Annotated in this window: 20 protein-coding genes; 10 read left to right on the top strand and 10 right to left on the bottom strand. The window is 72.7% G+C overall.

The genetic code is table 11. From position 1 onward, the window contains the following. Positions 1-134: 134 nt before the first annotated feature. Entirely contained in the window at positions 135-887 is a 753-nt protein-coding gene (locus tag ACIPSJ_RS21080) for a TetR family transcriptional regulator (RefSeq protein WP_359216445.1), read from the bottom strand. Positions 888-1,096: 209 nt separating this feature from the next. Between ACIPSJ_RS21080 and ACIPSJ_RS21075 the strand changes: the two genes are divergently transcribed. After that, complete coding sequence (locus ACIPSJ_RS21075; protein ID WP_359216442.1) at positions 1,097-1,834, top strand: peptidoglycan-binding protein; 738 nt, start codon at positions 1,097-1,099, stop codon at positions 1,832-1,834. A gap of 307 nt (positions 1,835-2,141) precedes the next feature. Here the strand turns inward: ACIPSJ_RS21075 and ACIPSJ_RS21070 are convergent, their stop codons facing one another. From ACIPSJ_RS21070 to ACIPSJ_RS21045, 6 genes are all read right to left on the bottom strand, one after another. Further along, on the bottom strand, positions 2,142-4,538 hold the full coding sequence (locus tag ACIPSJ_RS21070) for a SpoIIE family protein phosphatase (RefSeq protein ID WP_401347680.1): 2,397 nt from the start codon (positions 4,536-4,538) through the stop codon (positions 2,142-2,144). 71 nt (positions 4,539-4,609) lie between these two features. Then, a complete protein-coding gene (locus ACIPSJ_RS21065) occupies positions 4,610-4,993 on the bottom strand; it encodes a hypothetical protein (protein WP_355718248.1) in 384 nt (127 codons plus the stop codon). 423 nt (positions 4,994-5,416) lie between these two features. After that, a complete protein-coding gene (locus tag ACIPSJ_RS21060; protein ID WP_359216435.1) occupies positions 5,417-6,340 on the bottom strand; it encodes a MurR/RpiR family transcriptional regulator in 924 nt (307 codons plus the stop codon). Between the two features lie 134 nt (positions 6,341-6,474). Further along, on the bottom strand, positions 6,475-8,226 hold the full coding sequence (locus ACIPSJ_RS21055; protein ID WP_401347678.1) for an ArnT family glycosyltransferase: 1,752 nt from the start codon (positions 8,224-8,226) through the stop codon (positions 6,475-6,477). A gap of 37 nt (positions 8,227-8,263) precedes the next feature. Next, on the bottom strand, positions 8,264-10,195 hold the full coding sequence (locus ACIPSJ_RS21050) for a phosphatase PAP2 family protein (RefSeq protein ID WP_401347676.1): 1,932 nt from the start codon (positions 10,193-10,195) through the stop codon (positions 8,264-8,266). Between the two features lie 290 nt (positions 10,196-10,485). After that, positions 10,486-11,391 (bottom strand): BadF/BadG/BcrA/BcrD ATPase family protein, encoded by a 906-nt coding sequence (locus tag ACIPSJ_RS21045; protein WP_359216430.1) that lies wholly within the window; start codon positions 11,389-11,391, stop codon positions 10,486-10,488. Between the two features lie 322 nt (positions 11,392-11,713). On the opposite strand from ACIPSJ_RS21045, the gene ACIPSJ_RS21040 reads away from it, so the two are divergent. The 7 genes from ACIPSJ_RS21040 to ACIPSJ_RS21010 all read left to right on the top strand — a co-directional run bounded on the left by ACIPSJ_RS21040 (position 11,714) and on the right by ACIPSJ_RS21010 (position 20,634). Next, on the top strand, positions 11,714-12,847 hold the full coding sequence (locus ACIPSJ_RS21040) for an ROK family protein (RefSeq protein ID WP_401347674.1): 1,134 nt from the start codon (positions 11,714-11,716) through the stop codon (positions 12,845-12,847). Positions 12,848-13,124: 277 nt separating this feature from the next. Continuing rightward, entirely contained in the window at positions 13,125-14,447 is a 1,323-nt protein-coding gene (locus ACIPSJ_RS21035) for a sugar ABC transporter substrate-binding protein (RefSeq protein WP_359216424.1), read from the top strand. A gap of 125 nt (positions 14,448-14,572) precedes the next feature. Further along, complete coding sequence (locus ACIPSJ_RS21030) at positions 14,573-15,484, top strand: sugar ABC transporter permease (RefSeq protein WP_359216421.1); 912 nt, start codon at positions 14,573-14,575, stop codon at positions 15,482-15,484. Then, positions 15,481-16,383: a carbohydrate ABC transporter permease gene (locus ACIPSJ_RS21025; RefSeq protein ID WP_359216418.1), complete on the top strand. Its 903-nt coding sequence runs from the start codon at positions 15,481-15,483 to the stop codon at positions 16,381-16,383. The genes ACIPSJ_RS21030 and ACIPSJ_RS21025 overlap by 4 nt, the downstream gene beginning before the upstream one ends. 2 nt (positions 16,384-16,385) lie before the next feature. Then, the gene (locus tag ACIPSJ_RS21020; protein WP_401347671.1) at positions 16,386-18,104 is read left to right on the top strand and encodes a hypothetical protein; all 1,719 of its coding nucleotides are present in this window, start codon (positions 16,386-16,388) and stop codon (positions 18,102-18,104) included. Between the two features lie 63 nt (positions 18,105-18,167). Continuing rightward, positions 18,168-19,985 (top strand): hypothetical protein, encoded by a 1,818-nt coding sequence (locus tag ACIPSJ_RS21015; protein ID WP_401347668.1) that lies wholly within the window; start codon positions 18,168-18,170, stop codon positions 19,983-19,985. 82 nt (positions 19,986-20,067) lie between these two features. Beyond that, a complete protein-coding gene (locus tag ACIPSJ_RS21010) occupies positions 20,068-20,634 on the top strand; it encodes a dihydrofolate reductase family protein (RefSeq protein ID WP_401347667.1) in 567 nt (188 codons plus the stop codon). Here the strand turns inward: ACIPSJ_RS21010 and ACIPSJ_RS21005 are convergent. The 3 genes from ACIPSJ_RS21005 to ACIPSJ_RS20995 form a co-directional block, all read right to left on the bottom strand. After that, the gene (locus ACIPSJ_RS21005) at positions 20,631-21,014 is read right to left on the bottom strand and encodes a hypothetical protein (RefSeq protein ID WP_401347664.1); all 384 of its coding nucleotides are present in this window, start codon (positions 21,012-21,014) and stop codon (positions 20,631-20,633) included. The genes ACIPSJ_RS21010 and ACIPSJ_RS21005 overlap by 4 nt on opposite strands. Before the next feature lie 75 nt (positions 21,015-21,089). Beyond that, on the bottom strand, positions 21,090-21,740 hold the full coding sequence (locus tag ACIPSJ_RS21000; RefSeq protein WP_359216403.1) for a dihydrofolate reductase family protein: 651 nt from the start codon (positions 21,738-21,740) through the stop codon (positions 21,090-21,092). Between the two features lie 97 nt (positions 21,741-21,837). Then, on the bottom strand, positions 21,838-22,488 hold the full coding sequence (locus ACIPSJ_RS20995; RefSeq protein WP_359216400.1) for a nucleoside/nucleotide kinase family protein: 651 nt from the start codon (positions 22,486-22,488) through the stop codon (positions 21,838-21,840). Between the two features lie 77 nt (positions 22,489-22,565). Here ACIPSJ_RS20995 and ACIPSJ_RS20990 point away from each other — a divergent pair, with 77 nt between their 5' ends. Both ACIPSJ_RS20990 and ACIPSJ_RS20985 read left to right on the top strand, forming a co-directional pair. Next, positions 22,566-23,300: a beta-phosphoglucomutase family hydrolase gene (locus ACIPSJ_RS20990; protein WP_401347660.1), complete on the top strand. Its 735-nt coding sequence runs from the start codon at positions 22,566-22,568 to the stop codon at positions 23,298-23,300. Further along, positions 23,297-25,642 carry a glycoside hydrolase family 65 protein gene (locus tag ACIPSJ_RS20985; RefSeq protein ID WP_401347657.1) on the top strand — a complete coding sequence of 782 codons (2,346 nt, stop codon included), beginning with the start codon at positions 23,297-23,299 and terminating at the stop codon, positions 25,640-25,642. The genes ACIPSJ_RS20990 and ACIPSJ_RS20985 overlap by 4 nt, the downstream gene beginning before the upstream one ends. Positions 25,643-25,707: the final 65 nt, after the last annotated feature.

The following is a 25,707-nucleotide window of genomic DNA, read 5'->3' as shown; positions in this document are numbered from 1 at the left end:
CCGGGCACGCCTGTGCCCGGCTCGCCGTGCCACCGTGCACGCCGACAGCGTATGGCACTCAGTGCCAAGCGTCTAGGCACTGAGTACCCCAATTTTGGCCCGGTGATGCGCGTCGGCGGAGTGCCGCGGGACGGTCAGGCGCGGCCGAACGCCGTCTCGACCTCCTGCACCACCCGCCACAGCGGGGCGTCGCGCCGGGAGACGAGCACGACCACGTCGTCGGGATGCTCCGCCGGACCACCGCCGAACAGCACGGCGGGCGCGGGGGAGGGGGCGGGTGCCGGGGCGGCGGGGTCGGTGCCGAACGCGGACTGCACGTACCCCAGGGCGTGGTCGACCGTCGCGCCCGCGTCGCCCTGCCCGTCCGAACGCAGCCAGGAGCGCAGCGCGTTGTTGTGCGCCGCGACCACGGCCGCCGCCACCACGTCCGCCCGCAGCGTGCCGTCCGGGCGGCCGGCGTAACGGCCGCGGAGGTACTCGGCCAGCGCGCGCTCGTAGCGCCACACCACCGACAGCTCGTACGCGCGCAGCCCCGGCACCTTCTTGGTGAGCCGGTAGCGCTGCACGGAGAACGTCGGGTTCTCCGCGTACATCCGCAGCACCAGCCGGGCCGCGTCGCAGACCCGCCGCACCGGCTCGGCCCCGGGCTCGCTCGCCGCGAGGAAGGCGGTCATGTCGGCGAGACAGCCCTCGTGGTCGGGGAAGACCACATCCTCCTTGGACGGGAAGTAGCGGAAGAAGGAGCGCCGGCCCACGCCCGCCAGGGCAACGATGTCGTCCACGGTCGTCTGCTCGTACCCGCGCTCCAGGAAGAGCTGGAAGGCCGCCGCCACCAGGGCGTCCCGCATGGGCGGCTTCTCGGACGGCGCCGTGCTGCTGGAGCTCATGGACGCGAACGTAGCATTCCGAACGGACCCATGGCACTCAGTGCACTCCGATGGGGGAACTGAGTGCACTTCGGCCCCTCTCGCTCCTCCCGCCGCTCCCGTGTCTCCCGTCCGCCGGGTCCGGGCTGAACCGGTGGGCCGGTGCTCGCGTATGTGTTCTCGGGGATCGCGGACACCTGTGCCCGCGCAGGACGGAGAAGGAGAGCAGTGTGTCGACACCGCCCGACCCTGAGCAGCCGCAGCGCGGACCGGTCCTGGAACCGGTCCGGGTCCTGCGCCCCCGCCGGCTGGACGCGCTCGCGGAGCTGATGCGCGAGATCCGCGAGGAGGCGGAGGCCGACGAGAAGGCCAGACTCTCGAAGAGCCCGCGGGGCGCGGCGGACTTCGAGGCCTTCGACTCCCCCCACGGGCCCGGCACGGGCACGGAGGACGAGACCCAGGAGTTGCCGCCCGTCACCGACGGCCCGCGCACCGGATCGCGCGGCCACGGCCGTGGCGCCGACACCTCGCGGGTCTTCGGCTTCGGGCCCGGACTGCGCCGGGCCGCCGCCGTGGTCGCCGTCGGCGCGGCCGCCCTGGTCGGCTTCGGCTGCGCCCTCCTGCTGCCGGGCCGCGAGAGCACCGCCGAGGCCGCCCAGGCCTCCCCGTCCGCCACCACGGCACCGGCCACCACCCCGCCGGCCTCGGACACCTCCGCGGACCCCGACGGCGCCGGCACCCTCCGCCAGGGCGACACCGGCCCCGAGGTCGTCGAACTGGAGCAACGCCTGCTGCGGATCCCGGACGTCTACCGCGACGGCTCCACCGCCGGAACCTACGACACCGCCCTCACCGCGGCCGTGGAACGCTTCCAGATCTGGTACGGCATCAGCGGCGACGAACGCGGCGTCTACGGCGACGACACCCGCCAGTCCCTGGAGTCCCGCACCAGCCTCACCGACGGCTGAGCCGCTCCTCGAACGCCGGGCAATAGCTCGGGAAAACCCCGGGAAACGTGCGCTGAGCAGGCGTCATGATGGGCAGCCACCCGGCGGCCCAGTGCCGCCGCGCCCGCACCGTACGACCCCGAAGGCCATGCCGATGAACGGCTCCCGCATCCCGGGCCTGCTGCTGCCCGCCGTGTTCCTGCTGGCCCTCGTGGTGGGCCTGTTCTGGTACTGGCGGCACCGCAACGACGAATGACCGCTCCGGCCCGCCCGCTCCGCCGTTGGGCTCCGGCCGCGCCCGCTCCACCGCACCGGTCCGGTTGTCCGGCTACTCCCCGGCCCCGGCCCCGGATCCCGACTCGTCCCCGGACCCGTCCTCGTCCGGCATCGGCACCCGGATGTCCAGCACGCACACGTCGTCCCGCCGTTCGCCCTCCAGCAGCGCGTCGAGCAGCGCGTCCAGGGAGCCGGGCCCGGCGGTGCGGACGGCGTCGGCCAGCCGGGAGAGGCCGGTGTCGATGTCCTCGCCGGGGCGTTCCACCAGGCCGTCGGTGTACATCAGCAGCCGGTCGCCGGGCTCCAGTCGGCACTCGGCGGCCGTGTAGACCGGGTCGGTGCTGGCCCCGAGCAGCATGCCCTCCGGTCGGTCGAGCCGGCGGACCTCGCCGCCGCGCACCAGCAGCGGCGGCAGGTGTCCGGCCTGGGCCCAGACGAGCCGGCGCCCGGCGGGCTCGTACCGGGCGAGGACGAGGGTCGCGGTGGACTGGCTGTCGCGCGAGTGCAGCAGCAGGAAGTTGAGGCGGGCCAGTGCCCGGGTCAGGGAGGAGCCGGTGGTCACCATGCCCTTGGCGGTGAACCGGAGCTGGGCCATCGTCGCGACCGCGTCGACACCGTGCCCCGCCACGTCGCCGACCACGAACAGCGCGGCGTCGTCGGGCAGTTCGATGGCGCTGAACCAGTCGCCGCCGACATGCGTCCCCGCCTGGGCGGGCAGATAGGCGACCTCGACGCGCAGCCCGCACAGCCGCACCGGCCCGCTGGGCAGCGGCAGCAGCGCGTGCTGGAGCCGGGCGGCCAGCGCCCGTTCGGCCTGTAGGATCCCGCGCTGCATCAGGATCGCCCGTTCGCTGTCCACCAGGGCGAGTTCGGCGCTGCGCTGCGCGGTGAGGTCCTGGACGAACCCGTGCACCTCGACGACCACGCCGTCGGCGGCGGTCACCCCCTCCGCGACGGCCCGCAGGTGTCGTACGGCGTTCCCGGTCCTGATCCGGAACGGCACGTCGAAGGACCGTCCGGTGCGGGTGAGTTCGCCGACGGCGCCGGCCAGTGCCCGGGCGTCCTCGGGGAGCACGAGGTCCGCCAGCCGGTCCAGCGCGACCGGGCCGCGGGCCGGGTCGCGGCCCAGGATGGTGTACACCTGCGACGACCAGACGGTCTCACGGGTGATCAGGTTCCAGTTCGCCCAGCCGAGGTTGCCCAGCCGCTGCATGTCCGCGAGCCGCTGTTCCTGCCGCTCCTCGGTGTCGTGCCGCAGCCAGGTCACCAGCAGCCCGTCACCGAGCGGGGCCGCCCGTACCGAGTACGTGGCGGTCATGGTCACCCCGGCGGTGTCCTCCTCGTAGACGAACGGTTCGCCCTCGTACGGCTCGCCGCCGAGCGCCTTCAGGTACCCGTGCCACAGCGGTTCGCCGGCGACGGAGGGATAGCTCTCCAGGATGCTCGTGCCGACCAGTTCCCGGCCGGCGCGGCCGAGGATGTCGACGGCGTTCGGGGCGGCGGCGTCGATGCGGTAGTCCTCCACCTCGCCGGCGGGGGTGCGCAGCGGGGTCAGCAGGATCGCCGCCCCCGGCAGGGCGTCCAGGACGGTCTGCACCGCCTGGGAGACGTCCGCGGCGGCAGGCTCGGCCGGTGCGCCGAGCGCCCCGAGCCGGCCGGCGCAGAGCCGGGCGACGGCGCGCAGCAGTTCCCGCGCGGCCGGGTCGAAGACGCCCGCGGTCCGGCGCAGCACGCCTAGGGCCACCCGGGCGGCGGTCCCGGCGGGCACCGGCAGCCAGGCCCGGGACGGCCAGCGCTCGGGGAACTCGCCGATCAGCTGGAACTGCTCCCGGTCCTTGGCGACGTCCTCCAGCCAGAGCGGCTCCCCGGACCTGAGCGCCTCCAGCGGGGCGATCCCGGACAGCGGCGGTATCCGGTGCCACTGGGCGGCGAGCGTGGCGTCGACACCGGCGTGCCCGACGAGTTCGAGCCCGTCGCCGGTCCCGCGCCGGTAGAGGAACACGGCGTCGGCGCCGATCTCCGGTGCCAGATGGTCCAGCAGACAGTGGGCGAGGTCCTGCGGGGAGCCGACCCGCACCAGCGCCAGGCCGAGGCGGCCCAGGGTCTCCGCGGTACCGGGGGCGGTGAGCGTCTCCCGGGAGACGGGGCCGGCGGACGGGGGTTCGGCGGGCGGTGCCGTCGGCATCAGGGCGCCGAGGGTGAGCCAGCACTCCTCCAGCAGCGTGCGCCGGGCGGTCCCGGCCCGGAGTACGAGCTGCTCGTGCGCGGCCTCGGGGGAGCAGCCGGTGCTCGCCATCAGCGCGCCCTTGGCCCGCTCCAGCACGGCCGAGGTCGCCGCGGCCTCGCGCAGCCGGTCCAGCTCGACGCGCTGTCTGGCCACGATTTTCGCCAGGGCGGCCGACTCGGCGGCGGCGCCGTTCCCGACCGAAGGCGCAGGCTCGCTCGTCACGCGATGAGCATGGCACAGAAAGGCGGATCCGATCACTCCCGTGGCGGACCCGGCGGTGGTCGCGGGGCCGGTCAGCGGCCGGTGCTGTGCCCGACGAGCGCCTCGGTGACCACGCGGACGCTGCGCGCGATGTGCTGGAGCTGCAGCACCTCCGCCGCGTACAGCTTGATCGTGTGCTCGATGACCGACTCCGGCAGGCCCAGCAGGGGCAGTTCGGCCCGCGCGGTCTGGAGTGCCGTGCGGGCCACCCGGATCTCGTGCTGGACCTGGATCTGCGCGTGCCGGGCGAGCAGCACGGGGTGCCGGAGCATCGCCGGATAGCTGGCGTAGCGGGCCGGCACCAGCTCACGCAGCCACTTGGCGGCGGAACGCTCCCAGTCGTAGCTGCCCGGTGCCTTGACCTGACAGGGCCAGTCGGGGCTGATGCGCGCGGTCGTCGTCAGAGTCATGATCATCGCTTCCGGGTGGGCGGCGTCGTGAGGGTGGTCGACGGGGGTGAGGGCGGCTCCGGCCTAGGGGATGGCCGGAGCCGCCGCGGGCGGATCGCGCGAGCGATGCCCGTTCGAACACCCCGTGCGCCGACGCGGGTAGGAGACGGCGGCGGGGGTGTCCGTGCAGGGACCCCGGGCGTCGGCCGCCGGCACTGCGGGTGGTGCTGCGTGCGCATGGGCGGTCCGTCGGCTTTCTCGGGGCGGGTGCGAGCGGTGCGTCCTCGTGCGGAACGTGCCCGGAGTGTGCCGGGTGATCCGTGAGCAGTATTTATATATGCCGTCCGGTTTGCAAGACGTATGAAAACATTCATGCGTGAAATGCGGTGAATGGTCCGCTACGCGTGAGGTGGCGGGAGGGTGGGGGCGGCCGGACCGCGGGCCCCGGAGTCAGTCCTTGAGGAAGAACTGGTGCTGCTCGGCGACCTGCTCGTACTCCTCCAGACGCGCCTGGGTGCGCTCGGGATCGGCGTCGGTCATGGCCTGGAGCAGCGTGGCGGCCATCAGCCCGGGCGCCGCGTAGGTGTCGAAGACCAGGCGGGACCCGATGCCGGTGCTGAAGGTGACGTCGGCCTCGTCGGCCAGCGCGCCCAGCGCCAGGTCGGTCACCAGGGCGACCCGCAGGCCCGCGGTGCGCGCCACCCGGATCGCGGTGAGCGTCTCCTGGGCGTGCCGCGGCATGCCGAACGCCAGCACCCAGGTGCCGCCCGCCTCACGGGACTGCAGCAGCGAGTCGTAGGCCACGCTGCCGCCCCGGGTCACCAGGCGTACGTCGGGATGGATACGGCGGGCGGCGTAGGCGAAGTACTCCGCCAGCGAGACGGAGATACGCAGTCCGAGCACGGTCAGCGGCGACGACTGGGACAGCTCGCGGCCGATCCAGATCACCCGGTCCGGATCGGCGAAGTCGCGGCGCAGGTTCTCCAGGTTCTCGATCTCGGCGTCGACGGCCGCCTGGAGTTCGTTGCTGCGCTGCTCGGTGGCGGCCCCGGTGCCGCCGGCCAGGGTGCGCAGCGCGATCGACTGCAGCCGCTCGCGCAGCGCGGGGTAGCCGTTGAAGCCGACCGCGCCCGCGAACCGCGTCACCGACGGCTGGCTGACCCCGACCCGCTCGGCGAGGTCGGTGATCGACAGGAAGGCCGCCTCGGTGATGTGGTCGATCAGGTACTGCGCGATGCGCCGCTGCCCGGGGGAGAGCCGGGGGCCGTCGAAGAGTTCGCGGAGCTGGGAGGTGGGCGCGGCCTCGGCCTCCGGCACGGTCTTGCCCGAGGTGATCGCGGACGCCTGTGCACGGGCCTGCTGCGGCGATGGCACCGAAGCGCCTCCTTTGTCTCCCACGAGGACTCAACATAGCTCACGGACCGTGGTGACCAGGGGGTGTGCGGCAGGCCGGACCGGCCCGGCGGCCGCCCGCGGAGTGTGCGGGAACAGCGCCGGAGAAGGGGACGTCACCGCCGGTAGATGGTGATCGAATGGCCGACATCATCGACCGGACGGCTGCTGTCGATCAATTCGGCCAGCCTGCCCCGTGCCTTGGCGACCGACGAGTCCGAGACGACCAGCAGCCCGTGCACCCTCCCGGGCGGCACCTTACGGGGATCGGCGGCGTGGATGCCGTAGTACGCCGGGATGCCGCTGCCCTTGTAGACCAGCCAGATCCGCTCGCCCGGATAGCGCTCCTTCAACCGGTCGGCGAGCCGGCCGAGGTCCTGCCCCCAGTCCACGTTGGAGTCGTGCAGCCGCAGGTGCGTCTTCGCCGGACCGCCGAACGCCTCGTTGGAGTACGGCAGATAGAACGGGAACGCGCGCAGCGAACTCACCGCCACGAACAGCACCAGCGCCCCGCCCACCGGCCGCACCCACCGCCGGCGCAGCGCGAGCACCGAGGCGCCGCCCACCGCCAGGAACATCGGCATGAACAGCGCGTACCGCGTCCCGAAGTCCCGCGACCCGGTCATCGCCGAGGCCAGCAGCACGGCCGGCGGCAGGAGCACATAGGGCGTGGCCGGCCGCAGCCGCCGTACCGCCACCATGGCGGCCGCGCCGGCCGCCCACAGCACGAGCATGCCGAGCGGGGTCTTCACCAGCAGTGCGGCGGGCAGGTAGTACCAGCGGGAGCCGGTGTAGAGGTGCCCGAACAGATAGCCCTGCCAGGGGTAGTCCTCCAGGCCGAACTGCAGCCGCATACCGTCCCGGTAGGCCTGCGGGAAGGGCATCAGATCGACCAGCAGGCCGCGCGCGCCGTGGATGGCGGGGACCGGGACGGTGGCCTGGAAGCGCAGCCGGGGATCGACGGCCAGATAGGAGAGCCAGACGACGGCGACCGCCGTCAGCGCGACCACCGCGGCCGCCGTGAGCACCCGCGGCAGCCGCCGTGAGCGGCCGCCCCACACCGCCGTCACCGCCAGCGCCACCAGCACCGGGATCGCGGGCAGCGCGTTCATCTTCGTCGCCACCGCCGCGCCCAACGCGGCCCCCGCCGGGGGCAGATACAGCCGGGGCCGGCGCCGCGCCCGCCACACCAGCCAGGCCGACGTCAGCACGAAACCGGCCGACGGCACGTCAAGAGTGGCCAGCGAGCCGTGCGCGATCAGGTCGGGGGAGAAGCAGTACAGGGCGAGGGCCAGCAGTCCGGCGGTCCTGCCGAGGATCTCCCGGGCGAAGGCGAAGGCGACCAGACCGAACAGCAGCGTCAGCACGATCACCGGCAGCCGGGCCCAGAACATCACCCGCCAGGGGTCGTTGCCCGAGGCGTACAGCAGATGCCGGCCCACCTCTCCCTGGTCGCCCCGGTACGCCGGGTCGTAGTGCGGGTCGGCTGCCGCGACGCCCGCCATGATGAACAGCTTGCCGAGCGGCGGGTGTTCGGGGTTGTACCGCAGCCGGTGCTCGTGGAGGTAGTCGGTGGCCGTCGCCACGTAGACCGGCTCGTCGATGGTGGGCGTCTGCTGGACGGCGGTGGTCACCATCGCCGCCGCCATCTGGGCGAGCAGCAGCACCACGAGGAGCGGCACCAGCCACCGGCGGCGGGCCCGCAGGGCGGCCTGCAGCCGCCCCGCGGCGGTGGGCCGCGGGGCGGGCCCGGGGCCGACGGGGACTTCGGGGACGCCGGGTTCGAGCACCGACTGCTGTTCGCTTGCCATCATCCGCCCCGCGGGGACGCCGGGCCCGCGGTGACGGGAGCGATCACGGGCCGTCATGGGCCCTACTGTCGCACCGCTCCCGCCACCGGGCGCGTCACCGCTTCACGAGTCGTACCGACAGACCGTCCGCCGTGTACACGGGTACGGCCCGCAGCGTGGCGGAGTTCAGCTCCACCTTGTCGAACTGGCCGCGCAGCCGCGGTGCGTCGATGACGGCGAGGGTGCTGCCCGCCGCCGGCGGGTGCTCGGTGCCGAGGTTCAGCACGAGGGTGGTGCCCTTGCCGAGGACCGCGAGGTGCTTCACCGTCAGCGGCGCCTTGCAGCCCTTGGCGAGGGTGACCTCCAGGGCGCCCGCGTCCTGCGCGTACGTCCCGCGCACGAAGACCCGCTCGGAGACGCGCAGGGTGCCGCCCGCCACCCGGACGTCGCCGTGGCCCAGCGCGTCGTCCGAACCGGCGACCAGGGTGCCCGCCGTCAGCACGGTCCCGCCGGTGTACCGGTTGCGGCCGGCCAGCGTCAGCGTGCCGGTGCCCAGCTTGGTGAGACCGCCGCGCCCGTCGATGTCGTTGCGCCAGGCGTCGGCCGCCGCGAAGCCGCCCGCCGCCGCGTCCAGGGAGACCGTGACGTCCGCGTCGAAGGCGCCGTAACCGTCCGCTGCGGCGAACAGGTTGAGGCGGCCCCACTGCTCCGGGCCGTCAAGGAGCACGTACCCGGAGGGCAGACCGGTGGTGCGCAGCACCTCGCGGCGTTGCTCGGCGGAGAGGTACGGCTGACGGGTCTCCAGCAGCACCTCGGCGCCCTTGGGCACGGTGAGCGGCAGGTCGCGGCCCTGACGCTGCAGGACGTACGTCAGCCGGGGCGTGGCCGCGCGCTCGTTGGCCTCGCGGTCGGCGTACGGGTCGGTGCCGGTGCCGGCCGCGTGCGCGTAGGCGTACAGGGTGTCGGCGGTGGTGCCGGTCTGCGCCTCGAAGTAGGCCAGGGCCTGGGCGCGGGCGGCCGCCTTGAGGTCGGCGTTGGCCGGGTCGGCGAGGGTGGCGGCGGCCAGCGCGGTGGCCATGACGCGGCCGCCGATCACGTCGACGGTGTTGTGCATGCCGGCGAGGATGCGGGTGTCGCTGAGCTCCAGGGCGCGGGCGACCAGCTCCTGGAAGCGCTCCGGTACCGCGTAGGCGTAGGCCAGGCCCGCCAGGTGGAAGGCGTTGGTGTGGCCGGAGGGGAAGCCGCCGTCGTCGGTGGGGGAGGTGCCGCGCTGGCGCAGCAGCTGCGGGGCGACGACCACGTCGGACTCGTAGACCGGGAAGCCGAAGGCGTCGGTCGTGCCGGTGTCGACGACCTCGCTGTCCTCGTTCATCCGCCACGGACGCGGGTACTGGTAGGCGTACTTGGACGGGTTGCCGGACGCGTAGTTGCCGCGCACGGTGTCGACCAGGGTGGCCACCTTGCCCAGCGCCGAGTCGTGCGAGCCCGCGCCGAGCGCGGAGCCCGCCGGGGCGTCGGCCGGGACGGCGTCGCTGATCGTGGTCGCGGGGGTGGTGTCGGGCGCGCTGGTGATCGAGGTGACCGCGAGCGAGCCGGCCTTGTAGAGGTCGGCGAGCGGGCCGAGGCCGGCGATCATCGCGTAGCTCTGGTGCTGACGGTCGTACAGGAACGCCTTCTTCGCCTCGGCGGCGGTGCGCCGGGTGGTGACACGGGCGCAGTAGCGCATGTTGGCGCGCAGGATGTCGGCACGCAGCACGCTGCCGGTGTTCCAGGCGGAACCGGTCTTCCATATCTGCGCGAAGCCGCCGAGGATGCGGACCACCGCGTTGGTGTCGGCGGTGAGGTTGGTGCTGATGTTCGTCTTGTAGTCGTCGACGAACGCGAGGGCCGTCGCGGCCTTGGCGTCGGCGGCGGCGAGCCAGCTGACCAGGGTCGGGGCGGCCACCATGCCCGCCGACGCGCCGAGCGAGGTCTTCAGGAATCCCCGTCGGCCGACGGCGAGTCCACGGGCCGGAGAGGAGGAGTGGTGCCCGGCAGGTGACGGCATGGAGGTGCCTCTCTTGAGTTCTGCGGCGCGGCGGCCGGCGGGAGTTCGCACGAACACCCGGTGCGCCCGGTGTGCGTGGGCGGGTGGGTTCGCGTGGGAAACGTGTCGAACGAGCGAAGTTCTAAGGCGGGTCCGTGTCCCGGCGGCCATCGTCCGACGACCGCCGTATGGACCGGAGTTGAACGACAGTTCGGTGGTTCACAGGAAGATGTGGCCTGGACCTGCGTGTTCGCAGCGCCGAACGGCCCGTGGTCCACAGCTGCGGGACCGGGCGGGCGGGGACGGGGTGCTCACAGGATCGAACGCGCCAGCGCCACCGCTCCCTCGACCGGCGGGACCCGCAACCGCTGCGGCCGGGCGCCCGGTACGGCGTCGGCGAGCGCGGCGGCGAAGGCGTCGTACAGGCGCGGCTGGGAGAGGATCGTGCCGCCGGCGACCACCACGTCGTCCACGGCCAGACCGCGGTCGGCGAGCCGGGCGACGAGGGCGGCGAGCGCGCGCCCGCCGTCGGCGATCACGTCCTCGGCGAGCCGGGAGCCCGCGTCCGCCGCGGCGAAGAGGACCGGCGCGTGCCGGCCCCACTCCGAGGAGACGGACGAGGCGCTCTCCAGCGCGGCGCCCAGCGCGGGCACCTCGGGCACCTCGAAGGCGGCGATCAGTCCCGTCGCCAGCGCGTCGGGGGTCTCGCCGCGGTCGTGTGCGGCCCAGGCGGCGCGCGCGGCCTCCCGGACGAGTCCGGCGGCGCCGCCCTCGTCGCCGAGGACCGCGCCCCAGCCGCCGACCTGCACGGGGCTGCCGTCGGCCTGCCGGCCGACGGCCACCGAACCGGTGCCGGCGACCAGGCCGACGCCCTTGTCCAGGCCGGCGGCGGGGACCAGGAGTTCCGCGTCACCCACGACGAGGACGGGCACGTCCAGGGACTCCCGGAGGGCGGCGGCGATGCCGGCGCACTGGCGGGGGGTCTCGCAGGCGTGCCCGCCGACGGCGAGCGCGGTGGGGCGGGTGCCGGCCGGCAGGGCCTCGTGGACCAGCTCGGTCAGCCAGTGGGCGGCGGCGGCCGGGTCGTGCGGCCGCCAGCCGGTGCTCGGACGGACGTGGTCGGCGACCGGGTCCGCGCCGGTGAGCGCGCGGAGCTGGGTCTTGGTGCCGCCCACGTCGATACCGACTACGAGCGGGGAGGAAGGAGCGTCCTGCACGGAGCCTCTTTCGTCGTCTGGGCGAAGCGCGCCGAAGAGCATGGCACTGTGCCGTGACGGCGGGCGAACCGCACCTGGCCGAACAGGAGTTGAGCTAGTCGGGAAGCCCCGGGACGGGCTTCTTGCGGAGCACGGCAGGCGAGTACCGTGTACTTCGTTAGGAAGTTAACTAACGAAGTACAGTGCGTCAAGAGTTGTCGCGCAGTCGATCAACGGGACACCGCCGCAGGGCGGGACCGCGCGACACGAGGGCATCGCATCGCCGCATCCCGCCACCCGGGGAGCGCGGCCCCTGACCCCTGGGGGAACTGTGGAACACGTCGTGGCTGAAGCCCCCCGCCTCACCGAGAGCGCCGGCGCGGTCTTCGCCGTGCTCGCCCAGGCCGGCAGCGCCACCCGGCCGCAGCTCGCGAGCCTCGCGGGCCTGTCCAAGCCGACGGTCTCCGCCGCCGTGGCGGAACTGGAGGGGGTCCGGCTGGCCAGCCATTCCGGCACCGCGTCCAGCGGCACCGGCCGCTCCGCCGCCGTGTACGGCCTCGGCCCCGCCTCCGGCTCGGTGCTCGCCGTCGACCTCGGCCCGGCCCGCACCAGGGTGCGCGGCTGCGCCCTGGACGGCACCCTGCTGGCCGAGGCCGCCACCCCCCGGGTCCGGGCCGCCGACGCCGTCCGGGAGGCGCTGGACGCGCTGCCCGCCGGGGCCCCGCTGCGGGCCATCGTGGTCGCCGTCGGTGACGTCACCGAGCCCGACCGGACCCGCGGCGGCATGCGCCCGGCCACCGCCAAGGCCGGGCCCGTCTTCGACGCGGTGTCCGTCGCGCTGCCGCCGGGCGTCCCCGTCCACCTGGAGAACAACGTGAACTGCGCGGCCCTCGCGGAACTCCACGAGGGGGCCGCCCGGGGCCGGCGCACCTTCGGCTATCTGCGCATCGGCGTCGGTATCGGTCTCGGCATCGTCATCGGCGGCCAGGTGCTGCGCGGCGCCAACGGAGCCGCCGGTGAGCTCGCCCGGCTGCCCTACCCCTGGGACGACGACCGGGAGCCCCGCCAGGAGGCCCTGGAGGCCTACGTGGGCTCGCAGGCGCTGCTGCGCCGGGCCGCCGAGGCCTGGCGGGCCGCCGACGGCCCGTGCCCGCGCACCGCCGACCGGCTCTTCGCGCTGGCCGCCCAGGGCCGGGAGCCCGCCCGCTCCCTCGTCGCCCGGCACGCCGCCGACGTGGGCCGGCTGGCCGCCGCCGTGACCGCCGTGCTGGACCCCGGACTCCTCGTGCTGGGCGGCAGCACGGGCGCCGATCCGCAGCTGCTGCCCGGTGTCCGGGCCGAGCTGGGGCGGCTGAGCTGGCCCACCGAGGTGGTCAGCAGCCAGATCGGCGATCTCGGCACCGTCGCGGGCGCCGCCCGGCTCGCCGTGGCCAAGGGAGTCCAAAACGTGACCGAAGGCGCGCAGGTGAAGGATTGACGGCCTCCGACTCGGTCTGCCAATGTCCGGACAAGCGCTTTCTAAGTCGGCCGGGACGCCGGCTTGGGGCGAGCATCCCAGCCCGTGCACGAGGATGTACGGCAACCGCATGAGGGCGTGCCCGTGCGGTGACGGCCAGGACGGCCGGGGATCTCGCCCCGCGTGGACGATGCGGCCGGGCGAGGCCGCGCCCCCGGAAAGTGACTTTTCCTTCAAAATGCACCCGTGCCGCCTGGTCGGCGCCGTGCTCCGTCCCTCCGAAGAAATGGGATCGAAGATGACCACTGTGGGTGTGCGGCGCTCTCGCCGACTCGGCCGCGGCGGTATGCGCCGCCTGCTTCCCCTCGCTGCCGTGGCCTCGGCAGGAGCCCTGCTGCTCTCCGCCTGCGGCGGGGGTTCCGACTCGGGCGGCAGCTCCAAGTCGCTGACCTTCTGGATCTCCACGGTTCCGGGGCAGGACGCGGGCTGGAAGAAGCTGGTGAAGCAGTACAAGACGGAAACCGGCGTCAGCGTCAAGCTCGTCAACGTCCCCTACGACGGCTACACGACGAAGCTGCACAACGCCGCGCAGGCGAACTCCCTGCCCGACGTCGCCGACGTGCCGGCCCTCGACCCGATCTGGTCGAACAAGCTGATCGACCTCAGCTCCATCGCCAACAACAAGAGCTACAACATCAACAGCAACTTCCTTGCCAAGGACTCGTCCGACAAGGTGCTGTCGATCCCCTCGGACGTCACCGCGTCCGGCCTGTTCATCAACAAGACGCTGTTCAAGAAGGCCGGCGTCGAGGTCCCGAGCTCGCCCTCGGACACCTGGACCTGGGACGAGTTCATCGCGGCGGCCAACAAGGTCCGGGCGAAGACCGGCGCCAAGTACTCCCTCACCTTCGACCAGTCGCCCTCCCGGCTGCGCGCCATGGTGTACGAGATGGGCGGGAAGTACGTCCACGCGGACTCCTCCGGCAAGTTCTCCGCCGACGCCGCGACCAAGAAGGCCGTGAACTACTTCGTCGGACTCAACGACGACAAGGTCATGCCGAAGTCGGTGTGGACCAGCGGCGCCGACCCGTCCGCCATGTTCCAGAGCGGTGACGTCGTCGCCTACTGGTCCGGCGTGTGGCAGGTCGCCGCCTTCGCGGACAGCATCAAGAAGTTCGAGTGGGCGAGCGTCCCGACCCCCGCGCAGCCGGTGCAGGCCAGTGACGTCAACAGCGGCGGCATGATGGTCGGCTTCAACAACAACAGCGACGCGGCCACCGCCGGGAAGAAGTTCCTGGACTGGGTGTACGACCCGAAGCAGTACACCGAGCTGGTCGAGACCTCGGGCTTCCTCCCGGTCGAGAGCGGTCTGAGCCCGAAGTACCCCTTCACCTCGGACGCGGCGCAGGCGGCCTTCAAGCTGTACAACCAGGAGATCCCGCTGTACGCCCCGATCTCGGGCTACTTCAACAACGCGCAGACCGCGTGGGTGCTGAAGGGCAAGAGCCTCACCGAGGACCCGACGAAGACGGAGCTCGGCAAGGCGATCAACGGCCAGCAGTCGGCCGACAAGGCCCTGCAGAACATCGTGGACGGCTACAACCAGCAGGTCGGCGGCTGATCGCAGGTCACAGGGCCGGGCGGCGGCGGTCGAGACACCGCCGCCCCGCCCTGGGCGCCCCAGGTCACGCCGGGCTCATGGTGTGAGCCCCCGGCAATCCCATCCACCAGCACGGAGTCAGGAAGATGAAAAAACGCGCCTCGGACGTGTCCGGGAGCCCGCCCAGGCGACGCAGCACCTACACCGTCGCGCCGCTCGTCCTCATCGCGGCCAACGTCGTCCTCTTCGGACTGTTCTTCGTCTGGCCGGCGGTGATCGGGCTCGTCTACTCCTTCACGAACTACACGGGTGTGGGGGCGTTCCAGTTCGTCGGACTGGACAACTACACGAACCTGTTCGGGGACTCCACGTTCTACGACGCGCTGTTCCGGACGCTGCTGTACACCGTGCTGGTCGTGCCGCTGAACTTCGTGCTCTCGCTCCTCATCGCCAACCTGGTGGTCAGCAAGCAGGCCAAGGGCGCGTCGATCGCCCGGGTCGTCTTCTTCATCCCGTGGCTCATCTCGCCCATCGTCGTCGGTGTCCTGTGGCGGTGGCTGTTCGGTGAGAACTTCGGACTGATCAACTACGTCATCGAGAAGCTCGGCGGGCACGCGATCGCGTGGCAGTCGAACGCGGACCTGTCGCTGGGCGTCGTCGTGATGGCGGGCGCCTGGTGGGGAACGGCCTTCTCGATGCTGCTGTTCATCGCGGCGATCAAGAACGTGCCCACCTCGTACTACGAGGCGGCCTCGCTCGACGGCGCCGGCCCCTGGCGCCAGTTCATCAGCATCACGCTGCCGAGCATCGCGCCGACGTCCTTCATCGTCATCCTGCTCAACACGATCAACGCGATGAAGGAATACCCGCTGTTCGTCTCCCTCAACAACGGCGGACCGGGCACCTCGAACAACCTGCTCGTCCAGTACATCTACCAGACCGGATTCAACCGGGGCCAGATCGGCTACGCCAGCGCCGCGTCGTTCGTGCTGATGCTCATCCTGATGGCCGTCGCGATCATCCAGCTGATCGCCAACCGGCGGATGGAGAACCGATGACCACCACCGACACGCCGCGTCCGGTCGACGCCGGTTCCGTGAAGGTCCCCTCCAAGCGGCGGCCCCGAGGCGGACGCGACGGTGGGCTCCGGCGCGCGGTACCCGCGACGACACTGCTGTGGATCCTGGCCGCCCTCTACGGGCTGCCGGTGGCGTGGTTCGTCCTCAGCTCCTTCAAGCCGGCGGGAGACCTGTTCTCCCTTCCGCTCACGGTGCTCCCGCACCACCCGACCCTGTCGGGTTACAAGACGGCCTGGGACAGCGCCAACTTCTCCCAGTACTTCATCAACACCGCCATCGTGTGCGTGATCACGACCATCCTCACGGTGGGCGTCAGCTGCTGCACCGGGTACGCGCTGGCCAAGTACGACAACAAGTGGCTCAAGGTCTTCTTCATCTGCATCCTGGCCACCACGATGCTGCCGTCCGAGGTCATGCTCGCCCCCGAGTTCCTGGTCGTCCGCGACCTCGGCCTCTACAACACCTTCGGCGGCATCATCCTCCCGGCCGTGCTCACCGCCACCGGCTGCTTCATGTTCCGCCAGTTCTTCCTGACGGTCCCCGACGAACTCGTCGAGGCCGCCCGCATCGACGGCGCCCGTGAGCTGTCGATCTTCCTGCGGATCATGGTGCCGATCTCCCGGCCCATCATGCTGACCCTCGCCATCCTGTCCTTCCAGTGGCGGTGGAACGACTACATCTGGCCGCTGCTGATGCTCAACGACCCCAACAAGTTCACCGTGCAGATCGGCATCCAGAGCCTCGTCGGGGCGCAGAACATCAACTGGTCGGTGCTGCTGGGCGGATCGGTGATCTCCATGATCCCGCTGATCCTCGTCTTCCTGGTGTTCCAGCGCTACGTCATGAGCGCCGACATCAACGCCGGACTGAAGGACTGACCTTGCCCACCCCGCTCGACCACGAGTTCCTCCGCGCGGCGGCCGGCGCCGCCGACCGGTCGGCGGCCCCGCTGGCGGCCGACCCCGGGGAGGAACCCGCCGGTGTGACCCACCGCGCCCTGGCCCGCCGGGTGAAGACCCTGGTCGCGGCGTACCGGTCCCCGGACTCGGCCCTGCACGGCAGCGGGCAGGCGGTCGCCGCCGCGACGACCCACCTCCGCGCGCTGCGGGCCGCACAGACCGCCACCGGCCTCTTCGCCGGCGGCGACAACGTGCAGTCACCGCCGGACTCCGCGTTCACCGTCAACGACGTGTGCGACGCGCATGTCCTCGCCGTCGGCGCGGGGCCGGAACTGGGCGAGGTGACGGCCGCGCTCGCCGAGATCGCCGGCGCCGCCACCGACAGCCTCCTGACCGGTGGGGCGCACACCCCGAACCACCGCTGGGAGCTGTGCGCGGCGCTGGCCCGGCTGCACCGGTCGTTCCCGGACGACCGGCTGCTCGACCGCGTCGGCGCGTGGCTCGCCGAGGGCGTCGACATCGACGCCGAAGGCCTCTACTCGGAACGCAGCGCCGTCTACGCGTCCCACGTGTCCAACCCGTCGCTGCTCCTGCTCGCCGATGTCCTCGGCCGCGGCGACCTGCGGGACGCCGTCGAACGCAACCTCACCGCGACCCTGGACCTCATCAGACCGGACGGCACGGTGGAGACCGTCCACTCCCGACGACAGGACCAGCACCACCCGTTCCCGCTGGCGCCCTACCTGCCGCACTACCGGCTGCTCGCGATCCGCACCGGACGCGGCGACCTCAGCCGGGCGGCGCTCCGGGCGGCGGCCGGCGGCATCGACGACCCCACCCTGCTCGCCGAGACCCTCCTCACCCCCGACCTGTGCCGCCCGCTGCCGGCACCGGCGCCGGAACCCCTCCACCGCGAGCGGTACTTCACCACGGCACGCCTCGCCTCGCGCGCCTCCACCACCGCGCACAGCGTCCTGTACGGCGGCTCGGACGTGCCCAGGTACCGGCGCATCCGCTCGGGCCTTGCCTGCAACCCCACCTTCCTGCGCCTGTTCGCCGGCGACGCCGTCCTCGACGCGGTCCGGCTCTCCCGGGGATTCTTCGACCTCGGCCCGTTCCGCGCCGCCGACATGCGACAGAGCGCCGACCACCGGTACCGGCTCACCGAGACCCTCACCGCCGCCTACTACCAGCCGCTCCCGGCCGGCCGGCGACGGGCCGACGGCGCCTACCGGATCACCGACGAGGGACGCTTCTCGGCCGCCATGGCCTTCCCGGACCGCCCGCGGGACGAGGTCTCCCAGACCACCCGCGTCGACGTGGACCTGCGGGAGGACGGCGCCGACCTGCGCGTCGACATCAGCGGACCACCGGTGCCCTGGGCCCTCGAACTGACCTTCCGGCCGGGCGGCGTGCCCGAGGGCGCCGCAGCGATCGGCGACGGACGCTGGTGCCTGACGACCGGGCCGATGACCTACCGGGCCGGTGCCGACGAGATCCGGGTCGAGGCCGCCGTCGAGGCGGGCGGACCCCTTGCGGGACCGGACCGTACCGACGTCCTGCGCTACGACCCGGGCCAGGACCACACCGTGGTGGGCGGCACCGACGCGACGACGGGACACCGCGTGTACATAGGCGGGCAGGGCCCGCAGAACCTCACCGTCACCCTGCGCGCCCACCGGCCCGCACTCGTACGCTGACCCCGACCGACCCCGACGACCCACACCATGGCCGCCTCCGGCATGAAGGGCTGACCTCCTCCGATGCATCTGCCGCGCCAACTCGGCCCGCTGCACGACCTGCCGTCCACCCCCGAGGCGTACGACGCGGTCCTCGCCGACGTCGTGGAGCAGGCCCTGGCCCGCCTCACCCCCGAGGGCAACCTCGAACACCCCGACGCCGACGACGACATCGGCGACACCTCCCTCGGCATCACCTCCCTGCTGGCCCTCGCCTGGCAGCGCTCGAAGGACCCGAGGCTCCCGGAGGCCGTGCACCGCAGCCTCGCCTTCCATCTGCGCGAGCGCGTCTACACCGAGGACAACCCCGGCTACCCGAACCTCACCGTCCGCGACTCCGGGCTGCCGTACGCCCGTTACGTGCTGGAGGCGGGCGCGCACCCGATCGGGGACTGGCCCAGCACGGTGTGGGCGCTGCTCCAGGCCGTCGACATCCTGGACCTGTCGGACGCCCTCGTCGACGACGGACAGCGCGCCGAACTGCTGGAGCTGGCGCGGGGCTACTGGCGCTGGCTGACCGAGGCCACCTTCTTCAACCCGCAGGAGGCCGGCAACCAGGCGATCGGCTGCGTGGTCGGCGGGCTGATGCTGGCCCGCCACGTACCGCCGGCGGAGGCGGAGCCGCTGCGCGAGCGGGCGCTGGCCCTGTACGCCGAGAAGATCCGGGCCCACCGGGTCCTCGACCGGGGCGCCCTGCTGCCGCCCGAGCACGGTGGCGCCTACGACAACAACTACGGCCCGATCTCCCTGTCCTTCCTCGCCCAGGCCCACCGGATCAGCGGGGCGGAGATGTTCGCCGAGGACGGTGACGCGCTCGCCCGCTACATCGACGCCCGCCTGACCAACGGCGGCTTCGACAACGGCGGCCCCCGCTACAGCGAACAGCACTCCGCCTTCGAGTCGGTGCTCGGCCTGCGCTACTTCGGCGCCCGGATCGGCTCCGACCTCGGCCGCTACCGGGGCGACACGAACTGGGGCCGGCACGCCGTCAAGCCCGACGGCGGGGTCGACGGGCACTTCGCGTGGATGCTGGTCTGGCAGATCCAGGACACCACGCCCTGGCACCGCACCCCGTCGACCGCCCCGGCCCGGCACCGGCTCCGCGCCGGATCCGTGTCCGTCGCCTTCGACCGCCACATGACCCCCGCTCTGGTCGAGGCCGCCGGCACCTACCACCTCCCGGCCGCGGTGAACCGGCAGCACGGCTTCGGCCCCGTCCTGGACGGCTTCCTGTACTGCCGGCCGATGGGCGAGATCCGGGTCCGCGACGTCCACGCCGACGGCCTCACCGCCAAACTGGTCAGCAAGCCGGTGGTGGGCCCCGACCACGTGCTGCGCCACGTACGCTCCCTCTACGTCACGGACGGCACCAGCCTGTGGCTGACGGTGGCCGTGGAGCGCTTCGCCGGGACGCCGTACCTGCTGGCCGGGCTGCCCTACGCGGCGGACGACGGCGACCGGGTACGCCGGGTCGCCGAGGGCCCGGTCGCCTCGGCGGGCGCGCTGCGGCTCACCCATCCCGCGCTCCAGGGCCCCGACCACTTCGACGCCCGCGCCGAACTCACCCAGGAGCAGGCCGCGTTCGCGCTCGCCGCGGACCCGCGCGGCTACGGCAACCCGGACGAGGGCTGGCGCCACCTGGTCTCCAGCACCGCCTACGAGGCCGAACCGGCGCCGGGCGCACCGGAACACCTGCACGTGTTCGCCGTACGGTACGGACCCGGCGGCGACTTCACCCCGTCCTTCGAAGGCGATCTGACCGTCCACACCGAGCGGTTCACGGCCGCCATCGGGGCCGAGGACGCCCACGGAGTGCCCGAACTGGCCCTGACCGCCTGCTAGAGGTCGTCCCGCGCGCGTCGATGAGTCCTGGGGTCCCCGGCGGTCGTACTGTCGAACCCGTTCCCTGACAGGAGGACTCCCGATGCGCAGCGTGACCTATTCGATGAGCATGTCACTCGACGGCTACATCGTCGGGCCGGACGGCACGTTCAACTGGACGGCGCCCGACAAGGAGGTCTTCCGCTTCTGGATCGACGAGATCCAGGAGGTCGGCGTCCACCTGATGGGACGGCGACTGTACGAGACGATGCTGTACTGGGAGACCGCCGACCAGGATCCCGCGCTCGACGCCGCCGAGCGCGAATGGACCGCGCTCTGGAACCCGCTCCCGAAGGTGGTGTTCTCCACCACCTTGCCGGAGGTGCGGGGCCAGGCCGCCCGGCTGGCCTCCGGCAGCGTGGCGGAGGAGATCGAGCGCCTGCGCGCCGAGCCGGGAGAGGGCGACATCGCCATCGGCGGCGCGACACTCGCCGTCGAGGCGGCCGAACGGGGTCTCATCGACGAGTACCGCACCATGGTCTACCCGGTGCTGGTCGGCGGCGGCACTCCGTACTTCCCCCGCCACGACCGCCGCGTGGATCTCGAACGCGTCGAGACCCGCACCTTCGACTCCGGGGTCACCTACCTCCGCCACCGCGTGGTGCGCTAGGCACAGGCGGCGGCCACGAAGAACGCCACGGCGACGAGGAAACGGTCGGCCTCGGCCCGTCCGCGCTGCTCGGCGAGCCGGGTGGCCAGCGGCAGGTTGCGGTACCGGCGGCCGGCCCGCGGGGAGCCCAGGAGATCCGCGCGGGCGCGCACGATCGTCCGGGTGAGCTCCCCGAAGAGGACGACCTCACCCGCGTGGCGGTGATCCTCCTCTGCGAGGAGGCCGGCCTCGGTCTGGACACCATCAGGATGCTGTCCGCCACCGCCGGCCGCGCGTCCCGGCAGGAGATCCTGCGCACCGAGGCCGACGCGCTCGGATCGCGAATCGCGGCGGCCCGGGCCGCACTGGACTTCATCGAGGGCGGCCTGGGCCGCGCGCACGAGGACGTCACCCGGTGCCCGAACTACCGGCGGCTGGTCGCCGAGCGGATGTCGTCCGGGGCGCGGACGCTCCCGTCACCTGCGCCAGAACAGGTGGTGGGTCACGCCGCTCGGGCTGGGGACGACCTCCAGGTGGAAGCGGTCGAGGAGTTCGTCGGGGGACTCCCAGATGCGGAGGCCGGAGCCGAACTTCACCGGTGAGACCGCCACGTGGAGGGTGTCGACGAGGTCGGCGTCGAGGAACTGGCGGACGGTGGTGACGCCGCCGCCGAGCCGGACGTCCTGGCCCCGGGCGGCTTCGCGGGCCTGGGCGAGGACCGTGGCCGGGTCGCCCTCGACGAAGTGGAAGGTGGTGTCGGAGAGGGTGAACGACGGACGCTTGTGGTGGGTCATGACGAACACCGGGGTGCGGAACGGGGGCTCGTCGCCCCACCAGCCCTGCCACTCGTGGTCCTGCCAGGGCCCGCGCTGGGGGCCGAACTTGTTGCGGCCCATGATCTCGGCGCCGATGTTGCGGGCGAAGTCCCGGGTGAAGTAGTCGTCGAGGCCCCGGCTGCCCCCGGCATCCGTGCGGTTGGGCCAGCTCGCCGTGGCACCGGCCCAGGCGAACAGCCGCTCGGCACCGTCGAGGCCGAACGGCCGCTCGAAGCTCTGGTGCTCACTGGCACCGGCAGCGATCCCGTCGGCCGAGACGACGAAGTTCATGACTCTCAGTAGCTGATCCACGTGTTTCCTCGCCAGGTTCGGTTCGTGTCGTCGTGGGGCGAGACGCCGCACATCATGATGTCGAACGGGAGGCGGCCGGATCGACAGCGGCCCGGGATTATTTTCGCGCGGGCAGCGCCGTCCCCGGCACCACCAGGTCCGCCCGGTCCCGGGTGGTCGCGACCAGGTCGGCGTTGAGCTGGTCGGTGCCCGCCACCCAGGCCACCGCCTCGGCGTGGCCCTTGCCGAACTCCTCGTGCCGGGCCACCAGCCGCCGTATCCGCTCGGACTCGTCGATCTCGCAGAACCAGACCTCGTCCAGGGCCGGCCGCACCCGCGCCCACAGGCCCTCCGCCAGCAGCAGGTAGTTGCCCTCCGTCACCACCAGCCGGGCCGTCGGCGGCACCGGGATCGCGCCCGCGATCGGCTGCTCCAGCACCCGCTCGAAGCCCGGCGCGTACACCACGTCCTCCGGCTGCGCGCGCAGCCGCCGCAGCAGCGCCGCGTACCCGGCCGCGTCGAAGGTCGCGGGCGCGCCCTTGCGGTCCCGCAGGCCCAGCCGGTCCAGTTCGGCATCGGCCAGATGGAAGCCGTCCATCGGCACCCGCGCCACCCACGGCTCGCCGGAGCCGTTCAACTCCCGCACCAGACGCTCGGCGAGGGTCGTCTTGCCGGCGCCGGGACCGCCCGCGATGCCGAGCAGCGCGCGCGGGGCCCGTCCGGCGAGTGAACGGGCGCGGTCCAGGAGGTCGTCGAAAGTCAGCGGCACGCAAAAAGTGTGACATCCGGCCCGGGATGTGGCGGGCGCCACCCGCTCGAAGCCGCGCGGTGGGGAAGATGCGGGACATGACTGCACTCGGTCTGCCCGACACCATCCAGGCGTGTCTCTTCGACCTCGACGGGGTCGTCACCAAGACCGCCGTCGTGCACGCGGCGGCCTGGAAGGAGACCTTCGACGCCTTCCTGCGCGGCCACGACGGCCAGCGGCCCTTCGACGCGGTCGCCGACTACGACGAGTACGTCGACGGACGCCCGCGCGCCGACGGGGTCCGCGCCTTCCTCGACTCCCGCGGCATCCACCTGCCCGAGGGCGCCCCGGACGACCCACCGGACGCGCCCACCGTGCACGGCCTCGGCAACCGCAAGAACGAACTGCTCCTGGCGAAGATACGCGCCCAGGGAGTGGAGGCCTACGACGGCACCCTGCGCTATCTGGAGGCGGTCCGGGAGCGGGGGCTGCGCACCGCGATCGTCTCCTCCAGCGCCAACTGCCGTGACGTACTGCGCTCGATCGGCGCCGAGCACTTCTTCGACGTCCGCATCGACGGCGTCGTGGCCGCCGAACGCCGGCTGCCCGGCAAGCCGCACCCGGACACCTTCCTGGCCGCCGCCCGCGACCTCGGCGTCGAACCCTCCCGGGCCGCCGTCTTCGAGGACGCCCTCGCCGGGATGGACGCGGGTCGCGCGGGCCGTTTCGGGTACGTCGTCGGAGTCGACCGCGTCGGACAGAAGGACGCCCTGTACGCGCACGGCGCGGACACCGTGGTGCAGGACCTCGCCGAACTGGGAGGCAAGGAGTGATCACCCACCGGTCGTACGCCGTGGAACCCTGGGCGGTCCGCGAGACCACGCTCAACCTCGACGTGCTCGCGCAGAGCGAGTCGGTGTTCGCGCTGTCCAACGGGCACGTCGGCTGGCGCGGCAACCTCGACGAGGGCGAGCCGCACGGCCTGCCGGGCAGCTACCTCAACGGCGTGCACGAGGTGCACCCGCTGCCGTACGCCGAGGCCGGCTACGGCTATCCGGAGTCCGGGCAGACCGTCATCAACGTCACCAACGGCAAGATCCTGCGGCTGCTGGTCGACGACGAGCCCTTCGACCTGCGCTACGGCCGTCTCGTCGCCCATGAGCGGGTCCTGGACCTGCGCCGGGGCGTCCTGGAGCGGACCTGCGAGTGGACCTCGCCCGCCGGATCCACCGTACGGGTGCGCTCGACCCGGCTGGTGTCGCTGACCCAGCGGGCGGTGGCCGCCGTCTCCTACGAGGTGGCGGCCGTCGACCGGCGCTGCCGGATCGTGATCCAGTCCGAGCTGGTCACCAACGAGCAGCTGCCCGACGCGAACGGCGATCCGCGGGCCGCGATCGCGCTGCAGTCGCCGCTGGAGCAGGAGGACGGGTTCGCCGCCGGGCACCGGCTCCGGCTGGTGCACCGCACCCGGCGCAGCGGGCTGCGGGTCGCCGTCGCCGCCGACCACACGGTCTCCGGCCCCGAGCGGACCTCGGCCCGTGCCGAGAGCGGTACGGACGTGGCCCGGCTGACCGTCACCTCCGTACTGGAGCCGGGGGAGCGGCTGCGGGTGGAGAAGTTCGTCGCGCACGGCTGGTCCGGGGTGCGCTCCCTGCCCGCGATGGCCGACCAGGTGGACGCGGCCCTCGCCGCCGCCGCGCACGAGGGCTGGCCGGGACTCCTCGACGAACAGCGCGGCTACCTCGACGACTTCTGGTCCCGCGCCGACGTGGAGGTGGACGGCGACGAGGAGATCCAGCAGGCCGTCCGCTTCGCCCTCTTCCACGTCCTGCAGGCGGGCGCCCGCGCCGAACAGCGGGCGATACCCGCGAAGGGCCTGACCGGCTCCGGGTACGACGGGCACGCCTTCTGGGACACCGAGATGTTCGTCCTGCCCGTCCTCACCCACACCGCCCCCGGCGCCGTCGCCGAGGCGCTGCGCTGGCGGCACAACACGCTGCCCGCCGCCCGTGAACGCGCCGCCCAACTGGGCCTGGACGGGGCCGCGTTCCCCTGGCGGACCATCGCGGGCTCGGAGGGCTCCGCGTACTGGCCGGCCGGCACCGCGGCCTTCCACGTCAACGCCGACGTCGCCGACGCCGTGGTCCGCTATGTCGCCGCCACCGGCGACACCGACTTCGAACGGGACACCGGCGTCGAACTCCTCGTGGAGACCGCCCGGCTGTGGCGCTCGCTCGGCCACCACGACAGCCGCGGCGCCTTCCACATCGACGGCGTCACCGGCCCCGACGAGTACAGCGCGGTCGCCGACGACAACACGTACACCAACCTGATGGCCCGCGCGAACCTGCTGGCCGCCGCCGACGCCGTGGAACGCCATCCGCGGCAGGCGGCCCGGCTCGGCGTCGACGCGGAGGAGTCCGCGGCCTGGCGGGACGCCGCCGAGGCCGTCCACATCCCGTACAACCAGGAACTCGGCGTCCACGAGCAGCACGCCGGGTTCACCCGGTACCAGCGCTGGGACTTCGCCGGCACCCGCCCCGAGCAGTACCCGCTGCTGCTGAACTTCCCCTACTTCGACCTCTACCGCAAACAGGTCGTCAAACAGGCCGACCTGGTCCTCGCGATGTACACCTGCGAGGCGTACTTCGACGCGGAGCACATCGCCCGCAACTTCGCCTACTACGAGCCGCTGACGGTCCGCGACTCCTCGCTCTCCGCCTGCTGCCAGGCCGTCGTCGCCGCCCAGGCCGGCCACCTCACGCTCGCTCACGCCTACACCGCCGAGGCCGCGCTGATGGACCTCGACGACCTGGAGCACAACACCCGCGACGGACTGCACATCGCCTCCCTCGCCGGCACCTGGATGGCCCTGGTGGCCGGCTTCGGCGGCCTGCGCCACTACGACGACGGCGCCCGGTTCGCCCCCCGGCTGCCCGAACGGCTGCGCCGGCTGGCCTTCAGCCTGCAACTGCGCGACAGCAGGCTGCGCGTGGAGATCGGCGCCGACAAGGCCACGTACACCCTGCTCGACGGCCCGCCGCTCACCGTGCACCACCACGGGGAGCCGGTGACGATCGGCACGGACAGCCCGGCGGTGCGGGCGGTGCCCCCGGTGCGGCCGGGCCCGGTCCCACGCCAGCCGGAGCACCGGGCACCTCATCGACCGACCTGAGCAGTTTTCTTGGGGGCGCGGGGAACTGCGCGACGAGCCACGACGGTGGCGCGGATGACCGACCG

The organism is Streptomyces sp. NPDC090088 (genome assembly GCF_044747345.1).
GTDB lineage: Bacteria > Actinomycetota > Actinomycetes > Streptomycetales > Streptomycetaceae > Streptomyces.
The sequence above is the reverse complement of the archived record's forward strand: the minus strand, read 5'-3'. Positions and strand labels throughout refer to the sequence as shown.

Coding starts and splice junctions, on each gene's coding strand:
- ACIPSJ_RS21080 (WP_359216445.1), bottom strand. CDS start 887: ATGAGCTCCAGCAGCACGGCGCCGTCCGAGAAGCCGCCCATGCGGGAC.
- ACIPSJ_RS21065 (WP_355718248.1), bottom strand. CDS start 4,993: ATGATCATGACTCTGACGACGACCGCGCGCATCAGCCCCGACTGGCCC.
- ACIPSJ_RS21055 (WP_401347678.1), bottom strand. CDS start 8,226: ATGACGGCCCGTGATCGCTCCCGTCACCGCGGGCCCGGCGTCCCCGCG.
- ACIPSJ_RS21050 (WP_401347676.1), bottom strand. CDS start 10,195: ATGCCGTCACCTGCCGGGCACCACTCCTCCTCTCCGGCCCGTGGACTC.
- ACIPSJ_RS21035 (WP_359216424.1), top strand. CDS start 13,125: ATGACCACTGTGGGTGTGCGGCGCTCTCGCCGACTCGGCCGCGGCGGT.
- ACIPSJ_RS21030 (WP_359216421.1), top strand. CDS start 14,573: ATGAAAAAACGCGCCTCGGACGTGTCCGGGAGCCCGCCCAGGCGACGC.
- ACIPSJ_RS21025 (WP_359216418.1), top strand. CDS start 15,481: ATGACCACCACCGACACGCCGCGTCCGGTCGACGCCGGTTCCGTGAAG.
- ACIPSJ_RS21015 (WP_401347668.1), top strand. CDS start 18,168: ATGCATCTGCCGCGCCAACTCGGCCCGCTGCACGACCTGCCGTCCACC.
- ACIPSJ_RS21010 (WP_401347667.1), top strand. CDS start 20,068: ATGCGCAGCGTGACCTATTCGATGAGCATGTCACTCGACGGCTACATC.
- ACIPSJ_RS20990 (WP_401347660.1), top strand. CDS start 22,566: ATGACTGCACTCGGTCTGCCCGACACCATCCAGGCGTGTCTCTTCGAC.